Origin of the sequence: Aeromonas sp. 159, from assembly GCF_963862045.1 — a bacterium.
Classification (GTDB): Bacteria; Pseudomonadota; Gammaproteobacteria; order Enterobacterales; family Aeromonadaceae; genus Aeromonas; species Aeromonas veronii.
Genome location: NZ_CAWLMI010000051.1, coordinates 23,037 through 33,244, shown reverse-complemented (window position 1 = coordinate 33,244; position 10,208 = coordinate 23,037). Strand labels below are relative to the sequence as shown.

At 62.1% G+C, this 10,208-nt stretch carries 8 protein-coding genes; 2 read left to right on the top strand and 6 right to left on the bottom strand.

Annotation, left to right across the window (positions count from 1 at the left end; translation table 11 throughout):
- The 5 genes from cysG to AACR14_RS10685 all read right to left on the bottom strand — a co-directional run.
- The coding region (gene cysG / locus AACR14_RS10705; RefSeq protein ID WP_019446168.1) for a siroheme synthase CysG at positions 1-1,048 on the bottom strand (1,048 nt) is incomplete at its 3' end.
- Positions 1,049-1,245: 197 nt separating this feature from the next.
- Positions 1,246-2,256 (bottom strand): sulfite reductase subunit C, encoded by a 1,011-nt coding sequence (gene asrC / locus AACR14_RS10700; protein ID WP_019446167.1) that lies wholly within the window; start codon positions 2,254-2,256, stop codon positions 1,246-1,248.
- Between the two features lie 11 nt (positions 2,257-2,267).
- Positions 2,268-3,107 (bottom strand): anaerobic sulfite reductase subunit AsrB, encoded by an 840-nt coding sequence (gene asrB, locus AACR14_RS10695; RefSeq protein ID WP_019446166.1) that lies wholly within the window; start codon positions 3,105-3,107, stop codon positions 2,268-2,270.
- A 1-nt stretch (position 3,108) separates the two neighbouring features.
- Positions 3,109-4,167: an anaerobic sulfite reductase subunit AsrA gene (asrA, locus tag AACR14_RS10690; RefSeq protein ID WP_019446165.1), complete on the bottom strand. Its 1,059-nt coding sequence runs from the start codon at positions 4,165-4,167 to the stop codon at positions 3,109-3,111.
- Positions 4,168-4,367: 200 nt separating this feature from the next.
- Positions 4,368-5,210: a patatin-like phospholipase family protein gene (locus AACR14_RS10685; protein WP_005333746.1), complete on the bottom strand. Its 843-nt coding sequence runs from the start codon at positions 5,208-5,210 to the stop codon at positions 4,368-4,370.
- Positions 5,211-5,475: 265 nt separating this feature from the next.
- Between AACR14_RS10685 and AACR14_RS10680 the strand changes: the two genes are divergently transcribed.
- On the top strand, positions 5,476-6,492 hold the full coding sequence (locus AACR14_RS10680) for a S66 family peptidase (RefSeq protein WP_019446164.1): 1,017 nt from the start codon (positions 5,476-5,478) through the stop codon (positions 6,490-6,492).
- Between the two features lie 64 nt (positions 6,493-6,556).
- Here AACR14_RS10680 and AACR14_RS10675 read toward each other — a convergent pair whose 3' ends face one another.
- Entirely contained in the window at positions 6,557-8,812 is a 2,256-nt protein-coding gene (locus tag AACR14_RS10675) for an LTA synthase family protein (protein WP_019446163.1), read from the bottom strand.
- Between the two features lie 255 nt (positions 8,813-9,067).
- Here AACR14_RS10675 and AACR14_RS10670 point away from each other — a divergent pair, with 255 nt between their 5' ends.
- A complete protein-coding gene (locus AACR14_RS10670; RefSeq protein WP_019446162.1) occupies positions 9,068-10,153 on the top strand; it encodes a hypothetical protein in 1,086 nt (361 codons plus the stop codon).
- Positions 10,154-10,208: the final 55 nt, after the last annotated feature.

The following is a 10,208-nucleotide window of genomic DNA, read 5'->3' as shown; positions in this document are numbered from 1 at the left end:
GGGCGTGATCGCGGTGGGTGAGGGGAATGCCGCTGTAAGCGGCGCAGCCCGATGCTGCCGTGATGCCCGGCACCACCGAGAAGGGGATGCCCGCCTCGGCCAGGGTCTCCAGCTCTTCGCCGCCCCGGCCAAAGATAAAGGGATCGCCCCCCTTGAGCCTGACCACCTGTTTGCCCAAGCGAGCCTGCTCCAGCAACAGCTGGTTGATCGCCTGCTGGGGCACGCAGTGGCGACCCGACTCCTTGCCGACAAAGATCCGCTCGGCATCCCGGCGCACCAGTGCCAGCACCTCCTGCGACACCAGCCGGTCATAGACCACCACATCCGCCTGTTGCAGCTGTTGCAGACCGCTCAGGGTAAGCAGCCCCGCATCGCCGGGGCCGGCGCCCACCAGGGTGACGCTTCCCTTGCTCTGCGGTTGCTCATCGAGCAGCTCGGCAACGCTCTGCTCGGCAGCCTGTTGTTGGCCGCGGGCCAGCTGGCATGCCAGTCGCTCATGGCTAAAGAGCCGCTCCCAGAAGCGGCGGCGAGCCAGCTTGTCCGGTATGGCCTTGACCCGCTCGCGCAGCTTGCCCGCCAGCGCCGCGAGCTGGCCGAGGTGCTGCGGCAACATGGCCTCGAGCTTTTCCCGCAGCTGGCGGCTCAGCACCGGCGCCGAACCTGCGCTGGAGATGGCCACCATCAGCGGCGAGCGGTCGATGATGGCGGGCATGATGGCGCTGCAGTGGGCCGGAGAGTCCACCACGTTGCAGAAGATTTGGCGCCGATTTGCTTCGTTGAAAACCTGCTGGTTGACCTCGGGCTGGTTGGTGGCGGCGATCACCAGCCATTTGCCATCGAGCAGCTCTGGGTGAAAGTCGGCGGCGCAGACGGTCAGCACTCCCTGCTCGGTCCAGCTCATCAGCTGGGGGTCGAGATGGGGTGCATTGATGGTCACCCGGGCTTTGGCATCGAGCAGCAGGCGCGCCTTGCGCACCGCGACTTCGCCACCACCGACGATAAGCACCGGCTTGTGTTGCAGCTGACAGAAGAGAGGGAGAAAGTCCATAACGGGCTCCGGATGCTGGCCCGCTCGCAATGCCGCGCCGGGCGAGATAGCAGGGTGCGCCGTGACGCACCCCGGATGGTCGGGGGAAAGATCCCCCGACGGGAATAAAAAAGGGGAAGGGTGATCTACGCCCGGGCCAACGACAGATCCCCACCGGTGTCGGCCACTTGATCACGCTTCCCCAAACGAGGTTTTTCCTATTGCACCGCTTTGACGTGCATGTTGGCGACGTACTGATCTTCGGCCCAGAAGATGCGGTCAGCGACCATGGCTTCCGGGTTGAGGGTGACGCCGCGCAGCACCCGCTCCTTGAACTTGTGATAACCGGCCCGGTCGATAAGGTGACCCATGTGCAGATAGATGGGTTTGCCATCCAGCATCTCGGCCTCGAACTCGAACAGGTTCTTGATCACCGCGTGCAGCACATCTTCGGTCACCCAGTTGAGGAAAAGCTTGCCGGTACGGGGGGTCTTCTTGCTGGTGCGTCCCCCCAGCTTGACCATGTAGAGCTGCTTGGGATCCCGCTGCCAGGCCAGGGTCGGGCAGGCCAGCACGCACTCGCCACAGCCGATGCACTTGCTCTCCTCCTTGACCGCCTTGCCATGTTTGATGGCGAGGCAATCCACCGCGTGGTGGCTGCACGCCTTGACGCAGGCGCCGCAGCCGATGCAGCGCTCGGCATTGAAGTGGATCTTGGCGATGCCGAGGATGCCGAAGTCGGCCATGTTGGCCTTGGCGCAGTCGTTGGGACAGCCGGCGATCACCATCTTGAGGTGATAGGGGTTGGGGTAGAGGTGCTTCTCCATCCGCTGGGCCAGCCCGGTGCAGTCGATATTGCCCTTCTGGCAGATGGTATTGCCCTGACAGGCGACGATATTGCGCCCGCCGATGGTCTGGTAACCGGCTGTGGTGTCCTCTACCTCGATACCGCAGGTCTCCACCTCGATCTCCTTGATAAAGGGCTCGAGGGCGGCGTTGACCTTGTCCATGTCCTGATACTTGATGCCGGGCATCGCCAGCTTCTGGCGGGTGGTGAGGTGGATCAGGCCGTTGCCATACTGTTCGGCGATCTGCTGGGCCACCGCCAGCAGGTGGGCGGGCATGATCCCGCCGGGAATGCGTACGCTGATCATCGCTTCGCCGCGAACCTTTGAGAGGCGGTATTCGTTCTTGGCGCGGGCCTTGATGATGTCGATATCGAGACTCATGGTGTTCTCCCTCAGTCGATCAGATGCTGGGCCTGGTCAAAACGAAAGACCGGTCCATCCACGCAGATATAGGTGTCGCCCATCCGGCAGTGGCCGCATTTGCCCACGGCGCAGGCCATGCGGCGTTCGTAGTCGACCCAGATGCGATCCTTGGGGATGCCCCGCTCGAGGAAGGCGAGCACCACGAAGCGGATCATGATGGGGGGGCCGACCACGATCACCTGGATATCCTCCTTGTCAGCGAGATCCAGCTGGTCGATGTAGTCGGTGACCCGGCCGATGCGAAACTGCTCGCTCTCCTTACCCTCATCCAGGGTGACGATGAGGTTCTGCTGCTCGGCCCAGAGCGGCATCTCGTGGCGATAAAGCACCGCCTGCTCGTTCTTGAAGCCGAGGATCATGTCGAGGGATTTCACCTCTTCCGGATGTTTGCTGAAGCGGCGCAGCAGCCCCTTGACCGGCGCGACGCCGGTACCGCCCGCCACCACGATGAGGTGCTGGTTGCGGTAGGTCTCCAGCGGATAGCCGTTGCCGTGGACGCCGCGCATCCACACCTTGTCGCCCACATCGAGGGCAAACAGCGCATCGGTCACCTTGCCGACCTTGCGGATCAACAGGTCCACATATCCATCGCCATAGTCGGAGACCGAGATGGGCGCCTCGCCGACGGTGGGCAGGGAGATCTCCACAAACTGGCCGTAGTGGACATCAAAGTCGCGGGAGACCCGAAAGTTCCACTCAAGCTCGGTGTGACGCTCGATGGCCAGAATGGTGTAGGCCTTGGGCAGCAGGCGGTTTTCGACTGCTTCCTGCTGTTGTTCTGCTGTTGCGGTTTGCTGGCACTGGCACATATCAGTTCGCCCCCTGCGCGTTGTCGGCTGAGATGGTCTGTTCGACCACATCGGTCATCTTGTTGATGATGTTGCTAAAGGAGATGTAGTGAGGGCAGCGATCGTCGCAGCGGCCACAGCCGACGCACATGTGCTCCTCTCCCTGACGGGCCTTGTAGTCGTTGACCTTGTGCAGGGCGCGATAACGCAGGCGCTCGCCATGCTTGGCGCGAAAACCGTGGCCACCGGCCATGTCGCTGAAGCCATCCACCATGCAGCTGGCCCACTGACGACGGCGCTCGCCCTGCTTGGGGTTCTCCGCATAGGTGAGGTCATGCACGCTGTAGCAGCTGCAGGTCGGGCAGGAGGTGGTACAGCGGCCGCAACCGATGCAGCGGCTGTCGTACTCGGCCCAGACCGGATGGGCGGTGAGGATCTGGCGGATCCGCTGGGGGTCGTCACAGACGCTGTCCGGGGTGCGTACCTTGACCGGGTTGCTCTGGACAAATTCCGGGGTGAAGTCGTCGGATTCACCCAGTTCGGCAAAGTAGCCGAGCAGCTCGGGATCCTTCACCTCGATACGGGCACCCTCATCGCTCAGACGAATGGCGGCGGCGTAGTCCTGGGTCTCGTTGCTGCCCATGGAGACGCAGAAGCAGTTCTCGAAGCTCTCGCGGCACTCCAGCAGCACCAGCTTGAGCTTGCTGCGCAGCCGGGCGTAGTAGACGTCGCTGTTCTGGCCATTTTTCAGGTAGACCTGATCCAGCCTGCGCAGAGCGTGGATATCACAGCTGCGCAAGAACAGCAGGGTGGGCTTGGCCTCCACCTTTGATTCGCGCAGCTCCAGATTGTCGAAGTGGAACAGGGTCTGGGTGATGGGGAGCACCACCTCTTTCGGGGAGAAGTGGGACTTCTCCTGCCACACCAGCTCGGCCGGATGGCGGATGCTGTGGTAGGTGACGTTGTCGGTGTCGGAGAAGCGGCCGCCCCGATATTCGGCCGCGGGCGCCATGATCCGGTAATCGGGCAGCAGCCGCTCGAACAGCTGCGCCAGCGCGGGATGGGTGAGAAGAAACGACATAAATAAACACCTTGTGTGAGGGTGAGATGCCCTGGCATAGGGATGAGGAGCGGGCCGGTCAGGATGTCTGGCACCGGTTCTGGCCGCGCTTGCCTCGCCACGGTCTGTTTTTATGACTCATGTTGCTCAACTGACCCGATTGTTATTGTGTTGGCGGCGCGTGCGTCGCGGCAGGTCGGGTCATGCCTGTAAAACCCTTGTCAATTGAGCAGGGCGGCCTGATAGCCTGCGCACTTGCCCATCACGTATCCCATCTCCAGCTTGTTGATATCGCGGGTGAAACGGGAAACGGGGAAGTAGTCGGCCGGGGCGATCACCTCGATCTGGCAGTCCTCCGGCGGATTGGCGATAAAATCGAGCGCCTCGTTGTAGCTGCGATCCCGCTGCTCCAGCGCCTGTGCCAGCGCGGGACGGGTCTTGAGCAGGGTACGGATCATCCAGGGGAAGGGCATCGGCTTGAGCCGATAGCCAAGGGGCTCGGAGAGGATCACCGTCAGGTGACGGGCACCGCGGCGGTAGGCCTCGATCACCGGGATGGAGTCGGCCACCCCGCCATCTGTCATCGGTACCCCGTGCACCTCCGGGTATTCGTGGGAGGCGAGGGGAATGGCGCAGCTGGCGGGCAGCACCTCGTTCATGTTCTCCGGCTTGACCCGGATGTACTCCGCCTTGCCGGTCAGGGTATTGGTCACCACCGCATAGAAGGGGATGCCGGTCTCCCGGTAGGCGTGAATGTCGAGGGGATACTTGCGGCAGCTGGTGTTCCACAGCCAGTGGATATCCACCAGATTGCCCCCCTTGGCAAAGCGCAGGGGATCCATAAACTGCTGGCTGCACGCCAGTTTGGTCAGGATCTCGTGGCTGCGGCCATGCTGGCTGGCGAGATAAGCCAGCAAGTTGGTGGCCCCCGCCGAGACGCCGATGGCGAAGTCAAAGGGGCGATAGTCATGCTCGATAAACGCATCCAGCACGCCGCTGGCAAATATGCCGCGCATGGCACCGCCTTCTACAACCAATGCGCTGGGGGATGCGTTTTTGTTCATGACAGGCACCTCATTGATAAGTCAGAGAGAAAAAGTGGGAAAGAGAACGTTCGGGCTGTCAGGCCGACCATTCTGACAACCAACCGGGGTTGGCCATCGCAATGAGGTCATTCTAGGAAGGGGATGGTGTTTAGAATATCTGTTAATAATGAATCAAGTGTTTTGTATTTCTAAACGATAGTGATAAACCCGTTGTGATCAAAGGGGTTGTGTAGGAGGCTCAACGACTCTGTGATGGCTGGATATTGGCAAGGATGAGTGTGTCATGACGTTATTGGTTCCCCCGCTGCTCCAACGTGGCGATACAATCGCTTTTTTCTCCCCCTCCAGCGCGGCGACCGCCTGGGCCCCACAGCGTTTTGCCCGCGCAAAAGCCTTTCTTGAGGGGCAGGGCTTTAGGCTCAAGGCGGGCAGCCTCACCGGCCAGCAGGATCACTGGCGTTCCGGCTCCATCGCCGCGCGGGCCGAGGAGCTCAACGCCCTTATTCGCGACCCAGAAGTGCGCTGCATCATGTCGGTGATTGGCGGCAGCAACTCCAACTCCCTGCTCCCTTATCTCGATTTTGAGGCGCTGAGGCGCGATCCCAAGATCATCGTTGGCTACTCCGATGTGACGGCGCTGCTGCTCGGCATCCATGCCCAAACTGGCCTGGTTACCTTTTATGGCCCGGCGCTGGTGGCCTCCTTTGGCGAGTTGCCGCCGCTGGTGGATGAGACGCTGGCCAGTTTTTTACAGATTGTGCTGGCCGATGACGCTGGCGTCCCCTGCACGTTGCCCACCCCCGCGCAATGGAGCGATGAACGGCTGGACTGGGAAAGCCAGACCCGGGCCAAGCGCTGCCAGCCCAATCGGCTGATCTCGGTGGGTTCTGGCCGGGTAGTGGGGCGACTGATCGGCGGCAACCTCAACACCATGGCGGGGATCTGGGGATCCCCCTATATGCCGCCCATCGAGCGCGGTGACATTTTGCTGCTGGAGGACAGCCTGAAATCTGCCGAGACGGTGGAGCGATCTTTTGCCCATCTCAAGCTGTGCGGGGTGTTTGAGCGGATCGGCGCGCTTATCCTCGGCAAGCACGAGCAGTTCAACGATCAGGGTAGCGGCAAGCGCCCACTCGATATCCTGCTGGAGGTGTTGGGGGAGCCGAACTTCCCCATTCTGGCGGAGTTTGACTGCGCCCATACCCACCCCATGCTGATGCTGCCGCTGGGTATCGAGGTGGCGCTTGATCTCGACCGCCAGCAGCTCACGCTACTGGAGCCCTGGTGGCGAGCAGAATGAGAGCTAAATGAATGTCAAAAAACAAGGCCGCGGATGCGGCCTTGTCTGTTTTTGTGTGGAGGGATCAGGGCAGGGCATCGGGCCGGAAGCTGGCGCGGATCTGCGGCACCAGGCTTGATGGGTCGAAGCCTTTCTCTTCGCCCAACACCGGATGGAGCAGGGGCTTCTCTTCTATGGGGGTGATATCCCCCGCCAGCAGCTGGCGAGTCGCCTGACCCATCTGGTAGAGCTGGCGCACCGGCGCAAACTGGGTCGCCAGATTGAGGGGGTCATCGGCGCGGGTGAAGGCCATCATGGGGATCTGGTAGGTGGCATCGCGCGCCGGCTTGTCACCGTGAATCCCCTTGCCGGCGGACATCAAAAACGGCTGGTGATCGCCAAAGGCCACCACCAGATAGCGCTTGTCCGACTGGTCGAGGGTCTTGAGCAGCCGCTCCAGCGAGGCCATGGCATCCACCACCCCGGTGTAGTAGGTGTTGAGCAGCTGGGTGTCGCTCTCGCTCTGGTTCGGGCAGGCGCCGCTGCGCTCCTGCCCCTGATAGCGGGGGCCATCGAAGGGGCCGTGCCCCTGCATGGTGACCGCATAGGCAAACAGCGGTTTGTCATCCTGTTCGCTGCGCTTGAGCAGGTGGTCGATGAGGGCATCATCGGAGATATAGAGTCCCTTGTGCTCAAGGGTGGTGAAGCTGGTGTCGAACCAGCGCTCCTCATAGCCGAGCGCCGGGATCGCCTTGGCGCGGCCCCAGAATTTTTCCACATAGGGGTGGGCGAACAGGGTCTGGTAGCCGCTCTGTCTGGCGCTCTGGGCCAGCCCCGGCACCTGCTGCGAGAGGTAGTAGTAGGGCACCACCCCCTGCTTGAGCAAGCCCACCGGCAGGCCGGTGTTCATCTCGAACTCTGCCAGCACCGTCATGCCGCCGGTGGTGGGGGAGTGGATGGTCTTTTGCCACTGCTGCACGCTGGCGGGCAGGGAGAGGGTGGGAGCCGGGGCGCAGATCCGCCCCTTCCAGTCGAGCCAGAGCGACTCATATTGCAGCACGATCACCAGATCCCAGCGCGGCGCTATGCCCTGGGGCGGATAGCTCAGCTGCGGGGTCAGCTCGTTGATCTGCAAGGGGTAGCGAAACACGCTGCCGCTTTGCAGCATCTCGTCCACCAGATTGAACAGATAGAGGCCGGGGCCGGAGCGGATGATGTCTCTGTGGTAGTTAACCGCGCGATCCACGTAGCGAATGTTGGCCCCCAGCAGCTTGTTGCCGGTCTGGGTGGCAAACACGCACAGGGCAAAGAAGGCGACGGTGGCCGCGGCTGTGCGCAACACCCAGCGTGACAGGGCAAAGCGCCAGCAGAGAAACAGTGCCAGCAACACGGTGAAGATGGGCAGGATGGGGTGCTGGTCGAGCAGGATCCGCAGTAGCGCCAGCAGGTTGCCAAAATCGTCCCCGCCGAGCGGCACGCCGTAGATGGCAATCTTCATAAAGTTGGCCAGCAGACCTATGCCAGAAAGCGCGGTAAAGACCAGCCCCATATAGAGGTTGAAGCCCGCCAGCGCGCAGAGGCTCCAGCCCAGCACCATGCTGCCCCAGGCTAGATAGTAGTGCTCCGGGCGAAAGCCTGACCAGAGCAGAAACTCCCCCAGCTTGAACACCACGAAGCCGTGCAGCAGCACGAAGGTGAGGTTGCCGAGCAGCAGGCTGCCGATGATCCGCCAGCGCAGGCTGCGGCGCAGCTTTGGCAGCACCGTTTTGAGCACGGCGGCGCTCAGGGCCAGCACCAGCGTCAGACTCACCACCAGATAGGTGAGGTTGAAGCCCTGCTCCGGCAGGGTTTGCAGGATCTGGCTGAAATCGCCGCTCTCGGGGCGATCTTTGAGCAGCAGACCTATGCGCAGCTGGTAACGGCTGGCCAGTGCATCGTCCGGGGCGCGCAGGGTGCTGTTGAGATCCAGGGTGCAGCGGTTATTGCGGCACACCTGACGTTTATCCACCGCTTGACTGAGCTGGTCGATCCGCTCCCCCTTGTCGTTGAGCAGCTCTACCCGCACCTTGTCCCCCGCTTGCAATGGCCCTCGCAACTGCCACTGACTGCGCACCACTAGATAGAGGCCGCGGCTGTCGCTTTTATAGAGCAGGGCGTGGCGGGTGAGGGTGGCCAGTGGATTGTCGGCGGGGCCCAGTACCTGCGGCTGGGCACGGCCCAGCCAGCTACCGGGATTGATCAGCGGCAACAACAGGGTTAGCAGCAGCAATCCGCCCAGCAGGGCAAGCAGCAGAGAGGGCAGACTCAGGACGCGGGGGCGGCCTGAGGAGGGGCGATTCATATAAGCTCATCCTTTGAGCGAGTGAGGGAGAGATCGTTCATCCGCATAGAGTTTGACCCGATGGTGCGGGCCTTGTTTCAGCTTGTCAATTTAATGACCACTTAATGAATATTTGGTTACAGCTCAACCTTGCAAATTGTGATCCCGATCGAGGGGTTGTTCGGAATATGTGATGAAAGCGTCATCATGGGGTTTTGCCACTGGCTTGGGAGGGATCTGCTGTTTAGTCTCTCGATAGCGACTGGAGGTACATGTATGAATCCCAAAGTGATGGCACGTCAGGCCAGATTGCTGCGCATGCTGGAGAGCAAGGAAGAGATCCGGATCGGACGCGAGCGCGACTGCCCGCTGCCGCTGGCCCAACTGGTCAAGCTGAAGGATAGCCATCCGGCTGTGGTCAAGGTCTATCGCCACGGTCTCACCGCCGAGGTGTTTCACCTCAAGGTGGAGGGGCATCACTGGTGCCTCAAGCGGCGCCGTCAGGATTCACTGGTGGCCAACCTCGATGGCAAGACCGCCTTTCTGACCGAGCTGGAGCGGCGGCGCGAAATCGAGTCGCTGCGCGAGCTGCACCCTACCGTCCTCTCCCACGTGGTCTGCACCAGCTTCGGCTCGGCGCGGGCCGGTGTGCTGGTTTCCCCCTGGTTGCGGGGTGTGCCGGTCCATCAGCTCAACGAGCGCAATCTGGCCCAGATGCTGGAGGTGCAGGGGGAGCTGGCCCGCTGGGGCTGGTTTGACTGGGACCCGAGTCCGGGCAACCTGCTCGATGACGGCGAGCAGATCTGCGTGTTCGACTTTGGCTATATGTGGACCTTCGATCCCCGCTTTGAATACAACTCCAACGGTCTGGTCGACCCGCAGTTCCATGTACCGGAGCGGTTGGAGACCCGTACCCTCTCCGGACTCTGGCTCGATGAGGCCGATCCTCTGCCGCAATTTCGCTACTGGCGCGAGCTTTGCCTGAAATGGGTGAAACGGGAGATCCACCACCTGATCCGTGAAGGGGCCAGCGCGCCCGTGCTGGCCCGCCTGCATTCCCTGCAAGGGGAGTGGAGCGCCGCGCTGGCGAGCGACGAGGCGCTGGTCGCCAACTGGTGGCGGGACATGTATCGCAGCCACCGGCTCGATGTGGCCGATGATCTGAGCGGCCAGAGTTGCGGCCCGCTCACCCTGCGTCGCCTCGACTGGTTGATGCAGGCGGTGACGGATCACTATCCGCTGCTGGTGGATAATCTCTCGCCTCAGGAGACGGAGCTGGGCCAGACCGGGCTGTTGGCCCGCTTGCAGCAGCTGCGTCGGGAGGCAGTGGCCTGCCAGTTGCCTGCCACCAGCCTTGCCTGAGCCGATACCTTTGCGGAATACAAATAAACAGGGCGCCTTGCGGGCGCCCTGTTGC

Bases quoted from the DNA above. Each gene is read 5' to 3' on its own strand.
- asrC (WP_019446167.1), bottom strand. From the start codon at position 2,256: ATGAGTCTCGATATCGACATCATCAAGGCCCGCGCCAAGAACGAATAC.
- asrB (WP_019446166.1), bottom strand. From the start codon at position 3,107: ATGTGCCAGTGCCAGCAAACCGCAACAGCAGAACAACAGCAGGAAGCA.
- asrA (WP_019446165.1), bottom strand. From the start codon at position 4,167: ATGTCGTTTCTTCTCACCCATCCCGCGCTGGCGCAGCTGTTCGAGCGG.
- AACR14_RS10685 (WP_005333746.1), bottom strand. From the start codon at position 5,210: ATGAACAAAAACGCATCCCCCAGCGCATTGGTTGTAGAAGGCGGTGCC.
- AACR14_RS10680 (WP_019446164.1), top strand. From the start codon at position 5,476: ATGACGTTATTGGTTCCCCCGCTGCTCCAACGTGGCGATACAATCGCT.
- AACR14_RS10675 (WP_019446163.1), bottom strand. From the start codon at position 8,812: ATGAATCGCCCCTCCTCAGGCCGCCCCCGCGTCCTGAGTCTGCCCTCT.
- AACR14_RS10670 (WP_019446162.1), top strand. From the start codon at position 9,068: ATGAATCCCAAAGTGATGGCACGTCAGGCCAGATTGCTGCGCATGCTG.